The 21,250-nt window shown below is 34.3% G+C and carries 16 protein-coding genes and 2 pseudogenes; 10 read left to right on the top strand and 8 right to left on the bottom strand.

The window, feature by feature from the left end; all coding sequences use genetic code 11:
• The 6 genes from AC3WSK_RS06885 to AC3WSK_RS06860 all read left to right on the top strand — a co-directional run bounded on the left by AC3WSK_RS06885 (window position 1) and on the right by AC3WSK_RS06860 (window position 6,822).
• Window positions 1-1,755, top strand: coding sequence for an acyl-CoA synthetase FdrA (locus AC3WSK_RS06885; protein ID WP_492413255.1), 1,755 nt, complete (start codon window positions 1-3; stop codon window positions 1,753-1,755).
• Complete coding sequence (locus AC3WSK_RS06880) at window positions 1,755-3,020, top strand: YlbE family protein (RefSeq protein WP_079561846.1); 1,266 nt, start codon at window positions 1,755-1,757, stop codon at window positions 3,018-3,020. Before AC3WSK_RS06885 ends, AC3WSK_RS06880 begins: the two co-directional genes overlap by 1 nt.
• Complete coding sequence (locus AC3WSK_RS06875) at window positions 3,017-3,787, top strand: oxamate carbamoyltransferase subunit AllH family protein (RefSeq protein WP_427483664.1); 771 nt, start codon at window positions 3,017-3,019, stop codon at window positions 3,785-3,787. The genes AC3WSK_RS06880 and AC3WSK_RS06875 overlap by 4 nt, the downstream gene beginning before the upstream one ends.
• Before the next feature lie 5 nt (window positions 3,788-3,792).
• Entirely contained in the window at window positions 3,793-4,725 is a 933-nt protein-coding gene (gene arcC / locus AC3WSK_RS06870) for a carbamate kinase (RefSeq protein ID WP_079561844.1), read from the top strand.
• A 359-nt stretch (window positions 4,726-5,084) separates the two neighbouring features.
• Window positions 5,085-6,011 carry an alpha/beta hydrolase fold domain-containing protein gene (locus tag AC3WSK_RS06865; RefSeq protein WP_427483665.1) on the top strand — a complete coding sequence of 309 codons (927 nt, stop codon included), beginning with the start codon at window positions 5,085-5,087 and terminating at the stop codon, window positions 6,009-6,011.
• 340 nt (window positions 6,012-6,351) lie between these two features.
• Window positions 6,352-6,822 carry a DinB family protein gene (locus AC3WSK_RS06860; RefSeq protein WP_492534996.1) on the top strand — a complete coding sequence of 157 codons (471 nt, stop codon included), beginning with the start codon at window positions 6,352-6,354 and terminating at the stop codon, window positions 6,820-6,822.
• A gap of 559 nt (window positions 6,823-7,381) precedes the next feature.
• Here the strand turns inward: AC3WSK_RS06860 and AC3WSK_RS06855 are convergent.
• The gene (locus AC3WSK_RS06855; protein WP_079562624.1) at window positions 7,382-9,694 is read right to left on the bottom strand and encodes a glycoside hydrolase; all 2,313 of its coding nucleotides are present in this window, start codon (window positions 9,692-9,694) and stop codon (window positions 7,382-7,384) included.
• A gap of 528 nt (window positions 9,695-10,222) precedes the next feature.
• Here AC3WSK_RS06855 and AC3WSK_RS06850 point away from each other — a divergent pair.
• Window positions 10,223-10,855 (top strand): annotated as a pseudogene (locus AC3WSK_RS06850) (IS66 family transposase zinc-finger binding domain-containing protein); the annotation flags it as partial.
• 201 nt (window positions 10,856-11,056) lie between these two features.
• Window positions 11,057-11,584: pseudogene (locus AC3WSK_RS06845) on the top strand (tyrosine-type recombinase/integrase); the annotation flags it as partial.
• A 46-nt stretch (window positions 11,585-11,630) separates the two neighbouring features.
• Here AC3WSK_RS06845 and AC3WSK_RS06840 read toward each other — a convergent pair.
• From AC3WSK_RS06840 to AC3WSK_RS06815, 6 genes are all read right to left on the bottom strand, one after another.
• Entirely contained in the window at window positions 11,631-11,891 is a 261-nt protein-coding gene (locus tag AC3WSK_RS06840; protein WP_079562623.1) for a hypothetical protein, read from the bottom strand.
• A 444-nt stretch (window positions 11,892-12,335) separates the two neighbouring features.
• Entirely contained in the window at window positions 12,336-14,192 is a 1,857-nt protein-coding gene (locus AC3WSK_RS06835) for an alpha/beta fold hydrolase (RefSeq protein ID WP_492413249.1), read from the bottom strand.
• A 57-nt stretch (window positions 14,193-14,249) separates the two neighbouring features.
• A complete protein-coding gene (locus AC3WSK_RS06830; RefSeq protein ID WP_079562621.1) occupies window positions 14,250-14,816 on the bottom strand; it encodes a TetR/AcrR family transcriptional regulator in 567 nt (188 codons plus the stop codon).
• A 256-nt stretch (window positions 14,817-15,072) separates the two neighbouring features.
• Window positions 15,073-15,417: an immunity protein CdiI family protein gene (locus AC3WSK_RS06825; protein WP_079562620.1), complete on the bottom strand. Its 345-nt coding sequence runs from the start codon at window positions 15,415-15,417 to the stop codon at window positions 15,073-15,075.
• A 30-nt stretch (window positions 15,418-15,447) separates the two neighbouring features.
• Window positions 15,448-15,609, bottom strand: coding sequence for a hypothetical protein (locus AC3WSK_RS06820; protein WP_170939005.1), 162 nt, complete (start codon window positions 15,607-15,609; stop codon window positions 15,448-15,450).
• A gap of 319 nt (window positions 15,610-15,928) precedes the next feature.
• Window positions 15,929-16,603, bottom strand: a complete 675-nt coding sequence (locus tag AC3WSK_RS06815) for a serine/threonine protein kinase (protein ID WP_079562641.1) — start codon at window positions 16,601-16,603, stop codon at window positions 15,929-15,931.
• A 1,211-nt stretch (window positions 16,604-17,814) separates the two neighbouring features.
• Here AC3WSK_RS06815 and AC3WSK_RS06810 point away from each other — a divergent pair.
• Window positions 17,815-17,961, top strand: coding sequence for a YrzI family small protein (locus AC3WSK_RS06810; RefSeq protein WP_427483668.1), 147 nt, complete (start codon window positions 17,815-17,817; stop codon window positions 17,959-17,961).
• An 854-nt stretch (window positions 17,962-18,815) separates the two neighbouring features.
• On the opposite strand, the gene AC3WSK_RS06805 is transcribed toward AC3WSK_RS06810, so the two are convergent.
• On the bottom strand, window positions 18,816-20,066 hold the full coding sequence (locus AC3WSK_RS06805; protein WP_492413378.1) for a DUF445 domain-containing protein: 1,251 nt from the start codon (window positions 20,064-20,066) through the stop codon (window positions 18,816-18,818).
• 930 nt (window positions 20,067-20,996) lie between these two features.
• Here AC3WSK_RS06805 and AC3WSK_RS06800 point away from each other — a divergent pair.
• Window positions 20,997-21,143 (top strand): hypothetical protein, encoded by a 147-nt coding sequence (locus AC3WSK_RS06800; protein WP_427483669.1) that lies wholly within the window; start codon window positions 20,997-20,999, stop codon window positions 21,141-21,143.
• The last annotated feature ends 107 nt before the right edge of the window (window positions 21,144-21,250 follow it).

The raw sequence follows: 21,250 nt of genomic DNA, 5'->3' as shown, positions 1-21,250 counted from the left end.
ATGTTATACACAATTATAAAAGAAAACACTTATAAAGACTCCATCGTGTTAATGCTTTTATCAAATAAGTTATCTGCAATTGATGGTGTAAGCAAAGTATCAATCATGATGGGAACACCAGCGAATAAAGACATTTTTAAATCTTCTGGCTTAGGCACGGATGAATTAGAAAAAGCTAAGCCAAATGATATTGTCATCGTTGTAGATACAGATCAAGAACAAAAAGTAGACGAAGTGAAAGAAGAAGTAGAGATCGCTTTAAAAGGTGAATCAGATTCACAAAATACATCTAAAGGTCAAGAAGCACATAACTGGAAACGTGCAATGGAGCTTGCGAACAATCCGAACTTAGCGTTAATTTCTATTCCTGGTCAATATGCTGCGATGGAAGCGGAAAACGCATTGAACGAAGGCTTGCATGTATTCATGTTCAGCGACAATGTTTCGAAAGAAGACGAAGTGAAATTGAAACAAAAAGCGCATGAAAAAGGATTATTAGTGATGGGCCCAGACTGTGGTACTGCACTTATTCACGGCGTACCTCTTGCCTTTACAAATAACGTAAACGAAGGCGACATCGGTATTGTCGGGGCATCAGGTACAGGGATCCAAGAAGTGACAACAATTATTGACCGTTATGGTAAAGGTGTTACGAACGCTCTTGGTACAGGTGGACGTGATTTATCGACGGAAGTTGGTGCGATTACAATGTTAGATAGCATCAAAGCGTTAAATCAAGATCCGAAAGTAAAAGTAATTACAGTGATCTCCAAACCACCTGCAGAGGAAGTACAACGCAAAGTATTAAACTTATTAAGAAATATTGACAAACCAGTTGTTACGCTATTTTTAGGTGACAAACCTTCCTATCAAGAAGAGAACATCTATCATGCTTATACACTTGAAGAAGCAGCAGTTGTAGCTGTCCAATTATCAAATGGGGACAAACCGAATTTCGAACCGACAACAGCTGATGTAAACGTTGTATTAAAAGAATCACAAGTTGGTATTAAAGGTTATTATTCAGGCGGTACATTAGCATCTGAAGCAGCGATGCTAGTGAGAGATGCTTTCAAAGATACAATGACTGAAGAGAAAAGTGATAGCTATGTTTTAAAAACAAACACTCATGAAATTATCGATTTAGGTGATGATGTTTATACAAAAGGTAAACCACACCCGATGATTGATCCTGAAAAACGAATCGAAATGCTTGAAAAATCCGTTAACGATCCTGAAACAGCGGTCATTATGATTGATAACGTCATTGGTAACGGTGGGCATGAAGACATGGCCAGTGAACTAGCACCAGCAATCAAACGTATTTTAGACAGTGCACGTCAAGATGGTCGTCAACTTGCAGTGCTTGCAACAGTTGTTGGTACAGCACAGGACATCCAAGGTTATGAGAAACAAATGGAGATCTTAAAAGAGAGCGGTGCAATTATTTGTAAGACAAACGACCAAATGGTTCGCACAGCTATCCAACTTATAGGCGGTAAAGTGGAACAACCAATTGTCGATGTACAAAAATTCGACTATACAAAAGAAAATTTAGCAGTAGATGATAAAGTGATGTCGTTCATCAATATGAAACCAAGTGTGATCAATATTGGGCTAAAAAGCTTTACGGAAGCTGTTCAAAACAGTGGCTCGGAATGTGTTCAATTTAATTGGCGTCCAATTGCTGGTGGCGATGAGAAGTTAATGAAAGTACTTCAATTCTTAAACTATTATGAAGGAGGTACAATCTAATGGGTTTCAGAACAATCAATGAAGCAAACGAAGCCGTTATTCAAAAGATCATAGCAGCAGCACCATTCTTAACGGATGTTGTACCTGCTAAGTCTGTTATTCCAGAATTAAAAGAGTATGTGTTATTACATGCTGGACCTCCAATGAAATATGAAAACATGACAGATCCTATGCAAGGTTCCTGCGTTGGCGCAATCCTTTTTGAAGGATGGGCAAAAGACGAGGAAGGTGCACGTGATCTACTTGAAAATGATCAGATAACATTTATTCCATGTCACCATGTGAATGCGGTTGGGCCAATGGGTGGTATCACATCACCTAATATGCCAGTCCTTGTCGTTGTTAACAAAGAGAGTGGTCACGAGGCGTACTGTCAAATGAACGAAGGGATTGGAGCCGTATTACGCTTTGGCGCTTATAATGAGCAAGTAATCAACCGTTTACACTGGATGAAAGACGTATTAGGTCCAGTGTTAAGTAAAGCATTAAGAACATTGGCTGAAGGCTTGAACGTTAACGTATTGTTTGCGAAAGCGATTGCCATGGGTGATGAATTCCACCAACGTAATATTGCTGCGTCACTTGCGTTTTTAAAAGAAATAGCGCCAATCATTACGTCATTAGAAGACGTTGAAAAAGAACAATGTACAGAAGTAATCCAGTTCTTAGCTGACACAGACCAATTTTTCTTAAACATTGCCATGGCGGCTGGTAAGGCGATGATGGATGCAGCGCGTACGATCGAACACGGTACAGTTGTTACTGCGATGTGCCGAAACGGTGAAAACTTTGGTATACGTATTGCGGGTATGGGAGACGAATGGTTTACGGCTCCTGTTAATACGCCACAAGGATTATATTTCACTGGTTACTCAGCAGAAGATGCAAACACAGATATGGGCGATTCAGCGATTACAGAAACAATCGGTGTGGGCGGCATGGCAATGATTGCAGCTCCTGCAGTTACACGCTTTGTAGGTACGGGCGGATTTAATGATGCGCTTGAAACGAGTAATCAAATGACTGAAATTTGTATTAGTGAAAATCCGAACTTTGTCATCCCAACTTGGGACTTCAAAGGCGCATGTTTAGGCATCGACGCTAGGAAAGTTGTTGAAACAGGGATCACTCCAGTCATCAACACAGGTATTGCCCACAAAATTGCGGGTTACGGACAAATTGGTGCCGGTACAGTCCATCCGCCAATCGAATGTTTCGAAAAAGCTATTACAGCTTATGCCGAAAAGCTAGGCTTTAAAGGATGATTTTACAAGCAAGTGCGGTTGGGTCAATCGCACTTCCATTGTTAAATGAAGGTAATACCTTTTCCGTACACAGTATATTTGAAAAAGGTTTGAATATCGTTGATCAAAATGGTGAATTGATATTTGCTGGTACCGATGAAAATGGGACATTTCCGTTTGGTATATTGCTTGATCCACAAACGAAAGAAACGATAAAGACTTATATTCAAGTGGGAGATACGTTAACAGTTCGTCATAAACGTCTTACTCATAACCGATTTGACATGTTGTTGAATTCAAAAACACTCCCTTTAAATATGGATTTTGAACATGCAAATATCACTCAATTAAAAGAAAATTTTCAAGACATTTCATTTAAAGCCTATGATTCAACAGATTTTGAACGTGCACGTGTGTTGTCCTTGATCAATCGATTACAAGATCCATCTGAAAATCTTGAGGAGACACTTCGTTACTTCATTGGACGTGGACAAGGCCTAACACCAACTGGTGACGATATACTGGTCGGCATTTTGTACGGACATTTTATCAATCATTTTATCGAACATAAACATCTAGAAACGTTAAAAGCTTTAATGAAGGAACCGTTAACAACCATTGTTAGTAAGCGTTTTATAACATGTGCTTTAGATGGTCTATTTAGTTCGAAGATTACAGCATTGCAGCATGATCCATCTTTAGAAAGTATGAAAAGGCTTATAAATGTAGGTTCATCATCCGGGATGGATACGTTATATGGCATTTACATGTCATTAACTAAGGAGTGAAAGAAATGGGGAAAAGTGTAGTTATTGCTTTGGGCGGTAATGCCATTTTACAGCCAAAACAAGAAGCAACTTATGAAAATCAATTCAAAAACGTAGTGTCGGCAACAGGCCATATGGTGGAAATTCGAGAAGCGGGGCATAAAATTGTCATTACACACGGCAATGGTCCGCAAGTGGGAAATATTATTGCTCAAAACGAAGCTGCTAAAAATGTTGTTGAACCACTACCAATCCATGTTTGTAACGCAGAATCACAGGGGTTCATTGGTTATATGATGGAGACAGCTTTAAAAAACCATATGAAAGAACGAGACATTGCTACAAATGTGGTGACATTGCTAACGATGGTAGAAGTGGACAAGGACGATCAAGCGTTTAAAAATCCGACTAAACCAATCGGTGTATTTTTCTCGGAAGAAGATGCGCAGCGTCTAGAAAGACAAGGCTTTACGATGGCAGAAGATGCAGGTCGGGGATACAGACGCGTTGTGCCTTCACCAGAACCTAAAGTGATTCATGGTATAGATGAAATTAAACGTTTAATTGATGAAACAATTGTTATTTCATCTGGTGGTGGTGGAATACCTGTTTATCGTGAAGACAGTGGTCAATTACAAGGTATTGAAGCAGTAATTGATAAAGATCGTTCAGGATTAAAGCTTGCACAACAAGTGAATGCGGATGTTTTCATGATGCTAACAGATGTACCAAATGTCTATATTAATTTTGGGAAAGAAAATGAGCAAAAATTAAGCCATATTACTGTAGCAGAAGCTGAGCAGTATGTTGCAGAAGGACAATTCCCAGCAGGTAGTATGTTACCAAAAATGCAAGCAGCTATAGAATTTGCGAAATTAGGGAAAGAGTCTATCATTTGTTCAATCGATCAAGCAGTAACTGCATTAGACGGAAAAGCAGGTACACGTATAACAAAATAAGCTGAATTAGTTGTTTGCAACGTCCTAAAGCGACATATAGCGTTCTCTAGACGTTGCAAACTTCTTGTCGTTCAACTTACTTCGAAATTGTTGAATCACTCTTAAGAGGGTTCTACTAGCCTTTAAACAAATAAGTAGAAAGCATATGTAAAAATTAAAAGTCCAAAACTATTTGTCTTAAAAATGGAGAAATAGTTTTGGACTTTTTATATTTAGTTAAAAAAGGATAATAATGTATAATGAAGATTGATAATTTGTAAAACTGTTGAAAAACTTCTAAGATTCACAGCTATTACAAATCATTATTCTATGTTTTGAAACCAATAAAAATGTTTATTTAAAGGGGAGAAAACTAAAAGATGGGTGTAACTATTTATAACGGAGAACGTTCAGAAGAAAGTATTCAATTCGAAAAATGGATAATTGCTGAAAGTAATAAAGAGAGTTTTTCTAGTATTGCAAACACCGAACAGTTTGTTAAGGAAAAAGGTACTGAAAACACTAAACCTTATGTTATTGGAGAGGATGTTACATTTTTAAGTGAAGTGAAGGAGCATGTATTCGAGGGAATGCAGGTTTTCACATTAAATGACGAAAAGTCTTTGAAGCAAAAAGCTATTCTATATCTACACGGTGGTGCTTGGACGGAGCAACCTTTAAGTTTCCATTGGTTGTTCTTGGATAAAATGGCGCAATCTTTGAATGCGAAAATAATTGTTCCGATTTATCCTAAAGTGCCTCATTTTAACTATAAGGATACGTACCCGAAAATTCTAAATCTGTATAAAGAAATGCTTGCAACTGCTGAAAATTCAAATCAATTAACAATCATGGGAGATTCGGCAGGCGGTAATATAGCACTTGGCCTGGCCCATGTTGTAAAAATGAACAATTTGCCTCAACCGAAAGACATTATTTTATTATCAGCAAGTGTTGATTTGACTTTTGAAAATCCTCTTATAGCTGAATATGAAGAAATCGATCCGATGTTAGCAAGTGAAGGAATGGTAGTCATTACTAAGTTATGGGCAGCTGATAAAGATTTAAAAGATCCATTGATTAGTCCAATAAACCTTGACTTTAAAGGACTTGGAAAGATAACTCATTTTATTGGAACGCACGAATGTTTATATCCAGATGCAATAAGACTTGATGAAGAGCTAACAGAACAGGAAATTGAACACAATACCTTTGTTTATCCGAAAATGAATCATGTGTTTGTTGTTATGCCAATCCCTGAAGCTCTAGATGCTCAACAGAAAATTATCACTATAATTAATGAATAAATGCTGTTTTTTAGGTATAGAACGTATGTTCTGTGTGTGAGTAAATTAGCGTGGCAAGATTGTGATGAATTCATATATCAATTGAAATATGCAAAAAAGAGGACGTATTTATATATATGGTTTATCAGAAGTCAAAATGGCTTAAACTTTAATCTCCAATTGAAGGTTAACTGCAGCTGAAATAGCAGACTATGGTCATTTCGCGCATTAAAGGGCTTAGAAGAAAGAACGCATTATAAGAAAAGAAAATGGTTGGTGAAAGTTGTTTAAATATTTAGCCGTAAATGATTTTGACAAAGTGGATTATGTATTAAAGGGATTAAACTGGAGGGAACAAACAATGGATGCAAAGACACTTTTGTTACAACAATGGACAAGCTGCTTAGATGAAGAAGATTGGTTTCCAGCACTTGAAAAAGTGCTAGAGGAAATTACTTTTGAACAGGCATTTTGGAAACCAACTGAGGGAGCAATGAATTCCATTTGGGAATTAGTTTGTAATTTACTTTTCTATAAAAAGAGACTTCTGACGCGATTTCTTGGTGATCCAGCGAATGAACCACGGGCAGATAATAATGAATCTACATTTCGATTACCAATTTTGACGTTTGAAAATTGGAAGGAAACAAAACAAGAATATTATGATGTTCATAATGAACTAGAAAAAATACTAGCAAAAGCAGAACAAGAAGATTTGTATCGACAGATACCTGGAGAAAGATCATTAGTGCTTGAAATGAAGAGTTTAGCATTACATGACGCATACCATATTGGGCAAATAGTATTCCTAAGTAAAATGCAAAAAGCTTAGGCAGGTAAACGCAGATTTCATATTAAGAATGGGAACATCCAAATCGGGCGTTCCCATATTTTATACTTAAAAAACAACATTACTAGTTAAATTAACTTTTTTAGCTGTTTTGTCTCACTATTATTAGTATACTTTTCATTGATACATAACTTCCTATAATTTATATTATGTAAACTAAAATTATTTGGCGTGGAGGAGGGCTTGGATACGTCAACTTTGCTGCGAACGTTCATGTAATACGACAAGCCTAGCCTTGTTCCCGACAGCCCTTTATTCCTCGTTTCTTCTACAACATAAACAAAAATACCCTATAAGATGACCTTTTTGAAAGTGTCTATCTTATAGGGTACATTTTAATACGTAAACTTCACCTTTTTTCTAATATTTTTACGCTAACTGCAGCATACGTAATTATTACTTTTTTATCCTTTTTTCAATGAACCTCCACAATGGATAAGCTACTTCTATGTCTTCTTGTAAACTATTCCTTAGCGTTCAGATTTAGCCTCTCTGAAGATTATCTAAAGGAAAATTATTAGCAGTTACACTATTGCGAATTTCACGCTTTTTTTTCCGGTGAATAGATAGTATTGCTATTTCCATCAATAATTAACACTGATTTTCCTGGTATTGTCTTGCCTTGATAGTTAAATTTATCTTCTGAAAAATTCGCGACTACTTTTAATGCTTCGCCATATTCAGTCATTTGAACGAGTCTATCATCTGAAATTATTTTAAAATCTGTCATTTCTTTCGTTATTGCTTTTTTGCTAAAATTTGACCATACCTTTGAATGCCTTACAATTGTTTCTTTATGTTTTTCCCACTCGTGTTTATCTATATGATATAAAGGAGGAACATTATAAAGTATCTCATACAACATTCTATTTGTTATTTCGTCTTTAAATTTTAAGGTTCCCCATCCCCACCAATGAGTTGTGATCACTGAATCGTTGTAAACCAACTTATACAATGGGATCGTGTAGTTTGAATCCAAAAATAACTTCTTGTACTTATCCTTTAGTGGTATTTGTTTAGAAAACATTTCGGGAACTCCACCATTACTCGAATAGTATCTCCCTACGTAATACTCACTTTGTTTGTTTTTTGCCATATCCTCGTCCATCCAAGAAAATGATGGCGTTTCTATTCCATGTGCAAAGGCAATAGATTTGCTAGCAAAATCATTTCCGCCCTCAGTTCCTACTACCATATTCCATTCTTTTTGCAGATACTCCATTCTCTTAATCCTAGCCTGGATATCTTCCTTTTCAGTAGTAATATGTTCTGGCGAATAGTCATCAAAGATTTCTCCAGTACCATCTGTGTCTAAAAACCATGAGTTAAATGCTAAGCCAGTATTTAAAATCGAAGTTACTCTTTCTTTTACACTAGGCATTGCAAGCGTCGGATTCAACTTTCTACCTGCACCTTGGAATCCTTCAATCTTTTCTCCATTTTTATTTGTTACAGTTGCATTCTCGTAAAGTGAAGTGTCCTTAAATTTAGCAGTTTCCCACTTCTCTTTACCTGGTTCATGGATTGAATGATATGAATCATAGGTACCAAATAGATAGCCGAATTCTTCTGCTTCTTTTACTAACTCTGGTTTAATGAATCCTTCCTGCCAATCATCCAAGCCGATCCACATATTTTCTAGCCCAGAATCCTTCATGTCCTTTATCACATCCACAGTATTAGCATCTGCCCACTTCTTTATTGGGTCAACTACTTCTCCAAGCATGCTTTTTAATAATCTCTTATTTAGGTCAATTAATTCAACGGGATTTAATTTTTCTATTCCTTTGTTTAACAGCCTCTGAGTATCTTTATCTGTTTCAGTAAATACTTCCGGATTATAGAATTCCTTTAGTTGCATTACGGCACTTAAGGCTTTTATTATTCTTTTTTTATTGTATTTATCTACATAATCTAAGGTTTTTAAATCTTCAAAAGCTGATGAAAGCTCTGATCCATCCTCAACATTAGTAGTTAATAGCCTCTGAATCCATAATTTCAGTTTTTCGGGAAAACTGTCTCTCAGCTTTGCCCATTTAATATTTTCTTCTGAAATCACAGTTCTGTCCCAAAAATAAGCATGAGGTGCTCCATAAAGCTTTTCAATATTACTATTTTCTTTAGCCTTATCCGCCAAGCTTTTGAAGTTCCCCTGTTCAATCAAATAATTTTTATAGGTCTTTGCAACATCTACTGGATTTTTTTCCGTTAAATATATTCTGAAACCATATTCCTTCTCTTTATTAATAGTTGGAAACTCATGATTAAAAGTAAACTCAATATCGTTTTCTGTATTATAAACAATTTCACTATTATAAGGGTTTTTAATTATATATACTAGTGAATACCCACTTTTATCAACTGCAAAAAATTGCATAGATAAAGCCTCAATTACCTTCATTTTTTCTTCACTTAAGTAATTTTTCCAAATTGAATCATTGCTTGGAATATACTTCCCTTGATTTAATGGGAGCATATATCCGTCACCTTTCACTTTTGGCCATGCAAACATGTTGTCTTCATCTTTGCTGGATTTTATGGTTACATCAACATACTTATCTTTTTTTTCGATATCAACCTTAATTCCCTGTTCTGCGTAGTTCCAGCTAATGTTATCTCCACTGTCTTTTAAATTTGAAACTTTCATTTTCCCCAATGGTTCAGATAATTTCTCAGTAATTCCATTGGATTCCACCTCAAGCGCAAGTGTCTCAGGATCCACACTAAAGTTAAAGTCTAAATTATTTATTTGTGGTTTACCCTCTATACCTGTATTAATTTTTTCTTTCTTACATCCCGTAAGAACGCTTGTTAATATTGCAGCAATTAACATGATTGATAGAATTTTTTTCATGTAACACACCTCCATACCTAGAGTAATATCGGTTTGTTACACTAATGTGACAAACAAATCTAACATATTATTTTTTAATTCAAAATAAAAGGCAAGCCCAAATCCTTAGTAGAGAGATTCTATTTTTGATTTTCCAATTCGTAAAAAGTTCTCCAAATATTTTCTAAATCATTTATGTCAATTCGCCAACCCCAATAGTTTGGAAATAAAGAAATAAGGTCTTTCTATTGTAAATATGGCTGAAAAATAAGGTATTGATAGAGAATACACATTGCAACAAAAATCCTAAGAGTGAGGTAGCAATCAAAAAACAAAAGAAAAGATGAAAAGGAAGTACGTAACCTTTCACAAAAGGAACTTCGCTGGCTTTTAGAAGGTTTACCGCTTCAGCAGCTAAAAGCGATAACGAAATCTGCAAAAGGTGTCTTTTATACTCCCTGGTATAATCATCCATAACTTATTCTGAACGGAAATGTGGTGAATGATTTGAAGAACGTTCCTAATCGAGAAAATCAAAATTAACGATTAATTCGAATACTTGCGCAACAATTAGCTCAGTCAAATCGACAAATCGAAGCATTGACTGGACAAGTTCGCCAATTAACCAAGGCTTTATATGGTTCAAAATCGGAAAAATCAAAGTATCAAGGGCCAGACTGACATGGCTCTTTATTCGATGACGATCCGTCTTTTAACGAATCTGAGCACACAGAAGAACATAGCTCAGCGACGGTTACTTAAACTGTTAAGCGTAAATTACAAAAAAAACGGAATGATTCTTTTCATGATGGGATTGAAATAGAAGAAATTCACCATCATCCCACCAATACACAATGCGACTGTTACCTTGGCCCAATGACCGAAGCCGGTACAACTATTGCGCGTGAAGAAGCAAAATTCATTCCGGCAAAAATGATGCGCATTCAGCATATTGAACATACCTACGAGTGCAAGCACTGCAAAATGGATGCCACACAAAAAGCACAAATGAAACGTGGGAAAGCCCCACAAGCTGCCATTCAGAGAAGCATTGCGGGACCTACCGTTCTAGCAAAACTCATCTATGATAAGTTCATCCAATACTTGCCTCTTTACCGTTGGGAACGATATGGCCTGCTTACGAATGATAAGAACTTTTCAAACTGGGTGTTCCATGCAGCAATGGAATAGACCCAAGTACGTCGCTTTATCCAATATTTATTAGGATCATTAAAACAAAAACCTCGTTCGGTGAACCGAAAAATTTCTTCCTTAAAATCATTCACAGCTAATGATTTTACGCACGGGATTGAATCGCCAAAGACCGATGATAAACTTCCTGTCTATATGACACTAACGGATCTATAACAGCTATTTGACTATTTAGAGCGCTCCCAATCACGTTTTTCGATGCGGAATGAGCTAATGTTTAAATTATTAGCAACAACAGGTCTGAGGCGTTCTGAGCTCGTTTCATTGACCTGGGAACAAGTTGATTTGGTAAGTGAAACAATTCGAATAGAAGGAAAAGGGAAAAAAGAACGTATATTGCCCCTTCATCCACACTTAATGCCGCTTCTGGCATCCTATAAAGCTTCTTTAAGATCATATTAAATTTATCCAACAGAACCTGTTTTTCTAAATAAAAATCGTAAAGCATTAGATCCGCGGGGTTTACATGTCATTTTTTAAGATGTATTGAAAAAAGCAGGCCTTCCACCTACCCGCTTCTCGCTACATCACTTACGGCATACTTTTGCAACATTGATGTTACAGCAAAGTAAAGATAACGTTGATTTACGAACACTGCAAGAATTACTTGGCCATGAAAGTATTACATCAACTCAAGTCTATACACATGTTAAGTTTGAACAGAAAAAGAAAGCAATTGATTCTTTTCGAATATTTTGATTCCTTATTTTTTAAACGGAAGCAACTACCCGTAAATGGGTAGTTATTATTTATTAGAAAAATCGTAACCGTTCAATTGATTTGGATAGCTAGACTGAAAATGATTAGTTGTTAATTGCGGTTGATAAGGATAATTCATATTTGTTGACGGCATTGTAAATCCTTCTGATTGAAACCCGACTTGTTGACGATAAGAATAAGGGTTTACTTCAGCTGTTTGAAACGGTGATGTTACATTTTTACCTTCAATTGAAGGATTAGAAAAAAGTGTAGCATTATTAGAATAAGGACTTGTATTCGATAACATTGCGTGCTCCTTTTTTTAAAAAGTAAAACGAATTAGTTGATCCTTAAATTCATTAATATAGTGTGGATTTTTTAATAGGTTTTCATATGCTACTGGTAGTTGTTCATAGATCGTTTCTAAATCCATTAGTTCTGTTGTGACCCAGGTATTTATATTATGTAAACTAAAATTATTTGTCGTGGAGGAGGGCTTGGTTAACTACTGTACATGGACATCAAAGTTTATACTTTACTTTGATGACAAAATTGTTTAGACTTTGGTGTCTTATGTGTTTTCTCAATTTGATATTAAATTCATATTAAAAAAACAGAACCATACTTGTTAGTTCTGTTTTTTTAATCTTTGTTGATTATTAGATTCAATACTACTTTATTCAAAGTAAACGAAGAGAAATTAGAATTACAATAACGATCTTACTACCCACTTTTTATTTATCCCACACTCTCATCTACTAGTACTACTATTTTTTATTACCAAATTAGCCGTTTCACTCGGATGGTTTAGAGGAAAATGATGACCATATGGAACAAAATCAACCTTACCAAGATGCGAAGGAGCAGAATAGCCTCTGTCATAATCCCCCCAAATAATGCGAAGATTATACTTTGTTACTTCATTGAAATCACCTTGAACGTTTTTAAATAGTAAACTGTTAAGCTGAACCGTGGTATTTAAAATTCTAGGAGAAGTAAAACTGTTACTTATTTTTTCAATATAATGTTCAGGGATGCTCTCCGTACTTTCAAATAAACCATTACTTAATAAATAACGCTCTATCAAATTAGTAGTTGCCAATTTCAATGTCCATTTGTTCAAAAATTGAGGAACATTTATCAATTTAGCATTTTTTTTAGCAACAGGTGGCTGAAGTAAAGTAATTGTATACTTCTTATCTATGTACTTTTGTACTAATGCTTCCAAAAGAATATACGCACCAAATGAATGGCCAATTAGATGGGCACCGTTAGTAGCTTTCTCCAATAACTTTTTCACTACATTCAAATAGATATTTAAAAGATTTTTCTCTCGTTTAAAAGGAGAACGTCCCAAACCTGGAAGGTCCATGATCCATACAGGTCGACCCGTTTTTTCATGAAGCTCTTTCCCTAAAGGAAATAAATCCTCTCCATCACTTAATAAACCATGTAATAAAATAAACGGTTTACCCTCTCCTTGTGATTGGTAAATGGTAGTATTATTACATAATGTTCGTTTAAATAAATGACTGGGCTGGCCATTTTGATACATCATGCGATAATCCAGATCAGCTATTACGGCTGGGAAAAATTTCATTACATTTGTCTCCTTAAACCAATCTTCTCCCATAATCTTTTTCGCTGAACCATTTGAAAATGTTCGATTTGTAATAAAGTTCAGCCCATCAGCAGGAATTTGGGTTATTTTGCTTACGCCACTATTCATAAGTGCTTTCATAAATGGCAATGGGGCAGAAATTTTAGGTGCAGTCATATTCATACTTTCTGACATAGCATCTAATAATTCTGAAATATTCTGATCATGTTGTTTATCTTCAACAAGTGTATATGTTTGTATAGTTGGTTGCTCCAATCTGAAAACCTGCACAATAAACTTTGCTAGTTCATTGTTTGCAATAAGTGGTAATCTATATTCCTTACCTCCAGGGATCACTGGCATGAGCCCCTTTCGCATACTCTTCACAAGTAAGCCTAAGCCTCCTGTTTGCTCCGTACTCCCTGTTTTACTACTACCAACTACAGTTGGTGGATTAATTACTGAAAGCGGATAACCTACTGTTGATGCCTGCTGACGGATATAAAGATCTGCTAAAAACTTTGTTCTCTCATATGGATTTTTTATTTTCAAAAAATTGTTTCCTTCTTTAAACACATCTATCGCAATCTTGCTATTTATATCATCAAAGGGACTCATATAGCCTACAACATGAATAAATTGTTGCAATCCCTTCAATCGATGAATATTTTTAGCGAATTCACTAATATGTTGGGCACCATTCAAAAATACGGAAGCTGCCTCTTTGCTTGTCGCTTGAATATCCATGGGGCCACCTGCGTGAATAATCACATCCGTTTTCAATACCAACTCCTTATCTTCAGCACTTAGACCTAAGTCTATTTTCGACAAATCACCTTCAATAAAGTGCATAACTGCCTCTTTTAAGATGCCTCTTTCTTGATAAATGCGTGTTGCTTTACTTTTCGATCTCACTAATAGAAGAATTGTAACATGCTCTTTGGCTAATTCCTTCACTAATTGCTTTCCAATAAAACCTGTGCCACCAGTTAAAAATACTGTTCTCATATAAATCCCCCTTTTAGTACTATTCAGTACTAATTTGATGTAAAAAAAATGCTTCTTTTATCGAAGCAAGTTAAAAAAATGATCTGCTGTTTTCATGATTACAGTTGCATCCTTCAGTGTTTCTGAAATAAATAGCGCTCCTTCAAGATTTGTAATAAAAAGAGATGCAACCTCGTCAATATTAATTGTCTTTCTAAATTCACCATTCTCTATCCCTTGTTTAAGTAATAGAGAAACTTTCGTTTGTAATCCTGCAAAAAAAAGACCTATTTTTCCTTTTACTTTTGTGGCATTTGCAGGGCTTTGAATATAAAGCGTAATAAATGGACAGCTCCCCTTATATTCTCTCGTCTGAACTCCTTGTGATAATTGCTTTAAAAACAGTTGGATACGATCTTCAACTAATAATTGGTTTTGAGATAGTAAGCCATCAATTGCAGATTGATACATTTCTATCCAATAATCAACGACCCCTTCCAACAATTCTTCCTTATTAGAGAAGTGATAATACACATTAGACTTTGAAACTTTGCTTACACGAACTAATTCATCCATGCTTGTATAAGCAAACCCTTTTTCTAAAAATAATGTTGCAGCTACTTCAATCACACGTTTTTGATTCATTAATTTTACCCTTGTCATAATTAGTACTATACAGTCCTATAATAGGTGTTGCAAGTATTTTTGTTAGTTTTATAAAAATTGATCAAAAAAGCTATACTTTAATTGATTTTACTGCTAATAATTAATCTCATTTTGAACAAAGTTGAACTGAACCCCAAAACTGTTTTGGATGGCTTGCAATTCAACAATCTGGCCCTTTAGATGAAGAAAGACGCATTCCTTTTAAAAGTAATGCGCCTGTTTATGTAATAGCAGTTTACTTCTTTTTGTTTGCATGCCTTTTTGCAAATGTAGAAGGGGAAAATGAAACTTTGTATTTCCCTTCAAGTTCCTTCCTTACTTTTTCCGTTAGCTTTAATCCTTGTTGATTATGTATTTCTTCAAGTTCAATTCCAATAGGAACTATTTCATCATTAGCCCAATCAATCCACTCACCATATTTTAATATCCATTTTGTTAATTCCGATTGCAGTTCGATGGAAATTGGAACATATGATATTTCAAAGTTACAGAGGCATTTATTACACCATATAGCATCAGCCCCGATATCTGCTTCTACTCTTAAATCATATGTTTCATCACATTTACATTGTTCAATCATTGCTTTTTATCTCCTCTTATCTTTTCTCTACTATTTTTTGAGTAAAGAGATGATTTCTTTGTTTTGTTCAATTTGGATTTCAATATTTACCCAAATAATCTGAACCCATCTTAATAGTAACGCTACTAACAATATAGGTATTAACTGAAACAACAATCCAACCATATCTACCGTATCTCCAGAAAAATTCATGCAAACCCTTCTCTATAATATAATTTTACCATATATAGAATTCAGTTTAACAATTAAACAATATGGCCCTTTTCATGAAGAAAGATGCTTTCCTCATTACAGAAAAGCGCCCGATTGCGGAATACTTTTGATTTACACTTTTTATATAAAAATTACCTGATAATGTATTTTTTTAAAAGTATCAAATTGTTATTAGAATTTATTATAGATAGGGAGAAGAATATAAAATAATTGGACCCGAAGTTCTTATCATTTTACACTTCGTTTGTTTAAGTAGAAAAGGTTTTTCCTCCATAGATGAAGTAAAGCCCCGGTTAGTTCAATTATTTTTAAACAGAAGTTTTAAAATATTCTTTGTAAACTCCTCATATGAAGAATTCTTTCCCCGCTGGTTATACCACTTTCGAATCGTTTCTACTAACCAAAACGGCACAGAATTTCCATCTATTAAATGATAGTATTGCTCATATCCTTTTTTTAAATGCTCCCATCGAAAATCATTACCTTGTAATGTGTATTCAGAGACATCAATTATTTTTGCTCTTCCATTTTGTAGTAAAATATTTTTCAAATGGATATCACGGGGGTTGAGGCCCTTATTCCGAACATATTCCCTTGCATCCTCCACTTCATTTACAACCTGTTCTGGAATGTGAATACCTTGTAGAATGCAGTCAAAGAGAGTCGTTCCTTCTTCATAGCCTAAAATAAGATATTCGTCATATGAAGCAAAACATGTTGAAAAGAAAGGTGAATCTTCTAATAATTGATAAACATTTGCTTCAACTTTTACTTTGTGTAATTTGTCCTTAGCATATATTTTAAATGCATAGGCTGGGGCAGAAAGAGACTGAAAAACAGCCGCATCTGTCCCAACACCTATACACTTCAAATCATTAGCTTCACCACTTATGGTTACTGGATCGTTATTTGGATTTGAAAATACTTTAATTTTAGAAAGAGAGCCAATAGCTTTGTCCCAGTCGTTTTCCAAATAATCACTCCCTTCATTAGCATTTAAGAAACCTACATTATCCAAGTTACTTTAATAGTGATTCTCTATTCCTCTTAACAAAATTCAGATTATACATTGCAGTTCATTGATTTTTACCTAACACTCCCGTAAAAGCTTGGAGGGTACTATTTTCATCATTATTTTGAATACCTCATTATCATATTCTTAGATTTTAATTAAATTCCTGAACATCGAATTTTTACTTTGAATTTTTTAAATTGGTTTTTTGTAGAATGATAGGTTTTAATTATTTTGATCCTCAAAGAACATATATTGTGATTCTGAAACACCTAGCTATGTTCATCACTCTTTGAATAATTTTTATGAATATTGGACAAATCTACATTGAACGATAATTAGCATTATTTAAACGAATAATCCCCTTTTGAACGATAAATTATAGGAAACTTCCGATAACTAGAAAGTTGTGACCAAGGTATTTATATTATGTAAACTAAAATTATTTGACGTGGAGGAGGGCTTGGATACGTCAACGCCCATAATATCTGTTGTATATGTGTATATGGACAAGAAAGTCCAGACAAACTCACAATTTCAAAAATTTAAAGACACTAAAGATTTTACTTTGGCGTCTATATTTTATGAAGTCCACTCTATTTTGCGGTAATTTATACAACTCATTTAATTTTATTTGAATAGTTGTACTCTCTTCATACTAATTGACTACGACAATCTCACAATCATAGCTATCGTTCATAGCAATACCGACATCCTCTGACTTACCTTTTTCGCAAATTTCCTCTAAGGTGTATTCTATAGCAAATACGCTAGTTAACAGGAAGCCCTACGATAGCTCGTTAAACAGTAATACGTTGACCCTGATGAGAAATAACGGCTCTCGCTTCAATAATCAGGAAATCTTAGTAAAAGATGTTTACAAACAACTTAAATATAGATATACTTACAAAGTAAACATAAAATTCTTAAGGAGGTCGAATGAGATGATCGTTATCGTTAAATTGATGTCATTGTTAGCCACAACTAAAGTAAAAATGAAAATCACACATTCGACCAGATCGGAATGGATCGCTTAAGTTTTTTGTAATTTAGCATACCCATACCGCAGGGAGAAGTGTGCCCCTGCGGTATTTTTGTGCCTTTTTTCACCGTAGAGGAGTCTCTCTACGGTTTTTTTTATTTTTTATGGTAATTTAAGGAGGTGATCATAAATGATATTAAACTTTTTTGCTCTCACGATAACTATTACAAAACGTGAGATCTCTCTTGAGAAAGCACTTCATAATGAAAATGCGAAAAAAATCTTTGAAGAGAACCGAAGAAAAGTAGATAATTATATTCGTATTCGTCAATATTAATTTTCTTAATTAAAAAACATGAAAGGTGGGAAATGAAATGATTTATATGATCAAAAGACATCATGCAGTTTTATGGCTGGAGAAAGACACAACCACCAGATGAAGTAATATAAAGTGACAATATAGCTATTTAATTTTATAATCTCCGTAAAACTAACCCGTTCTAATCTAGGACGGGTTGCTTCAGGAGGTATTTTGCACTTTTTTAAGCGATATGATATGTTACACATACAACTTGATGTAGTTTAAAAAAATACTAAACTTAATTCCATTATTCTGCCCTATCGGCCATCCATGTAGCATATTGTTTATTACAATTTCATTTGTAATAAACAAAGTTTCCACATAGTAATAGCTATTAAAAGTTTAATTGAACACTTTATATTCAATAACGAAGTCAAACGTCATAACTATATAACTATTTCAAATAGATAGGAATGGAAATTGGATTTATAAAAATGATTAGTTGTTAATTCCAATTGATAAAGAAAATCCATCGTAGCCATTTGCTGCTACTTCGTGATATTTCTTACGATACAGTTGCAATTCACCACGTTAAACCGATTGTGTTTTTGCTTTGCCATTAATTTATGCACCCGTATATCAGCTATCTTTATCTGAATAAAACGTCGCTGCTGCTACCGTATTCATATGGATTGACCAAAATTCTTCTGCAATGGTTTTATTGGATTGATTGTTAAACTTCCTTCAATAGGTTTGTTGCTAACACTTTGGATTAGAGCGTTCAGTGATTCTCCCCATGAAACACTGATAGCATATATTCCCTTTCCTGCGTACATAAACTCCATCAGCTACAATTTCAACCAGGATTAGGATTACCTGACGAACTGATCCTATATAATAGTTTTCAAGATTGTTAAGATAATTCCTATGAAAAACCCGCAAATTGCACCATTCACTCGTATCCATTGTAGATCCTTACCAATGTTATTTTCCATCATAGTAATAAGAGTTTCGTTATCTAATTTTTCCAGATTTTCTTTGACAAGAACACCTATTTTTGAATTGTTCTTATCAAGGTAGTGTAAAATTTGCTTTTGAATCCAATGTTCAATACTTTCCATTTTTTCAGGCGTTTTTATGCTATTTATAAAGTTTTGAATAAGTGAGATCACATACTTATCAATAAAATCCTCATCTTCGACTAGAAGAATCAACTTCTTCTGTAGTTGCTTTAAAATCTCTGTAATTTGATCTACCGTGTTCCAATTGTTTACTTGTGTTTCCTTCCAATTATTTATTTCAACCATTAATTGTTCCTTATCTTGTATGCCTTCTAACTCTTCTCTAATTCGAGAAAGAATCAAATTCCTATAGGGGTTATCATCACTCTGTAAAAGAATGATTTTTTTAAGCATAAATGGTTGAAGCATAGTTCCGAGCTTTTCCTCGGTAATTAAATTACGAAAAGAACTAATGGCCATCTTTAAAAAGCCATCTGCTTCGATATTATCTAGTAATTGTTTGGCTATTCTTCCTATTTTCTGCTTTGCTTCTTCTTTTGACATCCACTTTTCGATTTCAGTCAAGGTATAGTTCAATGCTTTTTCATCTAATTTTTTGTGAAGTGCTTGGGTAATTATAGATTCAAGAACTTTTTCTACTTTTAAAGAATGAAGATATTCCTTTAAGACCTTTTCCATAAACGGAGCTATTTTTTCTACATTTACAAAATTAATTATCTCTTTAAGAACTAAACACATTCTTCTTTTGAAAGTTACGGATGACAATTCTTTCTCAGCAAGTTGTATTAGTTTATCTGCAAAATTAATTTGTTGGATTTTCTCTTTAATACTTTCTTTAGTGAGCCAATCATTTTCAAGCATGGTTATAAGAGCTGTAATCATTCTATTCCGGTTTTTTGGAAGCAATGCGGTATGTGGGATAGGTATACCCATTGGGTGGCGAAAAAGAGCTGTTACAGCAAACCAATCTGCTAACCCCCCAACAAGTCCTGCCTCAAATCCCCCTTGCAATAATTTTCCCATAAGGGTTTCTTGAAATGGAATCGTTATGAGAAATCCTGCACTCATAACTCCCAAAGAAATCTTCGCTAAATAATTTGATTTTTTTCCCTTTTTCATCAATGTAATCAACCTCTTAAATTATTCTATATACATATTAGATTTAATCAGACTTACTTAGAGACTTCTAAAAATAATACCCCTTGTCAAAGTTTAAAGGGTTCCGTTTTTGAAGATAAAAAAATAATAACATTGTAAATAGCATACTAAATCGGATTGATTTCAACAATTAATCAACAATGTAAATAGTAAGCAAAACGCTTAGATTTTAATATTTATTATTAGTACGGATACCTGTTATTTGACATAACATTAGAGTATGCTCAGATAATAAAACGCACTCTTTAATGATAATGTATTATTCTTCTTACTCTACTGAGTGGTTATTAAAAGTCATTTCTCGCTTATTTCTCTTTTTTTTATAAGTATTAAATACTTTATTCGCAATATTTAAAATTAACCTGATTTCTGATTTATTTCTGTTCAATTATATATCTGAATGAATAAAAAAAGTCGAACATACATATTTGAATGTTCGACTCTTCATGAATTCCTCAATAAATATCAATATAATTATTCTTCAATGAAACTTGTATCATATTTCTGTTACAACTATTTAAGTTCATTAATATGAATAATTTCTATGAGTATTGGACAAATCTACATTGAACGATAATTAGCATTATTTAAACGAATAATCCCCTTTTTTACGATAATGGGATGATTTTGTACAGATAATAATTATAGTTTAATACGATATCTGGAGGTTTTATACTTGCAAGTGAACCGAAAAATCTCTTCCTTAAAATAGTTCGCCAAATATTGTTTAATTGAACGATACCTTCCTAATGATTTTACGCGCGGGATTGAATCGCCAAAGGCCGATGATACTTCCTATTTATATGACATTAACGGATCTAAAGCAGCTATTTGACTATTTAGAACGCGCCAAATCACGTTTTTCGATGCGGAATGAGATAATGGTTTAAATTGTTAGCAACAACAGGTCTGAGGCGTTCTGAGCTCGTTTCATTGATCTGGGAACAAGTCGATTTGGTAAGTGAAACAATTCGAGTAGAGGTTATAAGCATTAAAACAGGTGATATACACCCGAGTAATAAGGAGAAACTTTTATAAGTTCAGTTAGCAACTTTAATGCAAAAAGTCCTTCTTAAATTAAACTACTTCGTTAGTTCAATAAAAAAAAGAGTTGCCTATGCAATTCAACATTATTCAATTAACGC

The sequence above is a fragment of the Lysinibacillus sp. EB271-A1-10B genome, assembly GCF_058791335.1.
Note: the sequence above shows the minus strand (reverse complement) of the source record. Positions and strands in the feature narration are given on the sequence as shown.

Bases quoted from the DNA above. Each gene is read 5' to 3' on its own strand.
- AC3WSK_RS06835 (WP_492413249.1), bottom strand. From the start codon at position 14,192: ATGAGAACAGTATTTTTAACTGGTGGCACAGGTTTTATTGGAAAGCAA.
- AC3WSK_RS06865 (WP_427483665.1), top strand. From the start codon at position 5,085: ATGGGTGTAACTATTTATAACGGAGAACGTTCAGAAGAAAGTATTCAA.
- AC3WSK_RS06825 (WP_079562620.1), bottom strand. From the start codon at position 15,417: ATGATTGAACAATGTAAATGTGATGAAACATATGATTTAAGAGTAGAA.
- AC3WSK_RS06860 (WP_492534996.1), top strand. From the start codon at position 6,352: ATGGATGCAAAGACACTTTTGTTACAACAATGGACAAGCTGCTTAGAT.
- AC3WSK_RS06885 (WP_492413255.1), top strand. From the start codon at position 1: ATGTTATACACAATTATAAAAGAAAACACTTATAAAGACTCCATCGTG.
- AC3WSK_RS06855 (WP_079562624.1), bottom strand. From the start codon at position 9,694: ATGAAAAAAATTCTATCAATCATGTTAATTGCTGCAATATTAACAAGC.
- AC3WSK_RS06820 (WP_170939005.1), bottom strand. From the start codon at position 15,609: ATGAATTTTTCTGGAGATACGGTAGATATGGTTGGATTGTTGTTTCAG.
- AC3WSK_RS06805 (WP_492413378.1), bottom strand. From the start codon at position 20,066: ATGAAAAAGGGAAAAAAATCAAATTATTTAGCGAAGATTTCTTTGGGA.
- AC3WSK_RS06830 (WP_079562621.1), bottom strand. From the start codon at position 14,816: ATGAATCAAAAACGTGTGATTGAAGTAGCTGCAACATTATTTTTAGAA.
- arcC (WP_079561844.1), top strand. From the start codon at position 3,793: ATGGGGAAAAGTGTAGTTATTGCTTTGGGCGGTAATGCCATTTTACAG.
- AC3WSK_RS06840 (WP_079562623.1), bottom strand. From the start codon at position 11,891: ATGTTATCGAATACAAGTCCTTATTCTAATAATGCTACACTTTTTTCT.
- AC3WSK_RS06880 (WP_079561846.1), top strand. From the start codon at position 1,755: ATGGGTTTCAGAACAATCAATGAAGCAAACGAAGCCGTTATTCAAAAG.
- AC3WSK_RS06875 (WP_427483664.1), top strand. From the start codon at position 3,017: ATGATTTTACAAGCAAGTGCGGTTGGGTCAATCGCACTTCCATTGTTA.
- AC3WSK_RS06810 (WP_427483668.1), top strand. From the start codon at position 17,815: ATGATATTAAACTTTTTTGCTCTCACGATAACTATTACAAAACGTGAG.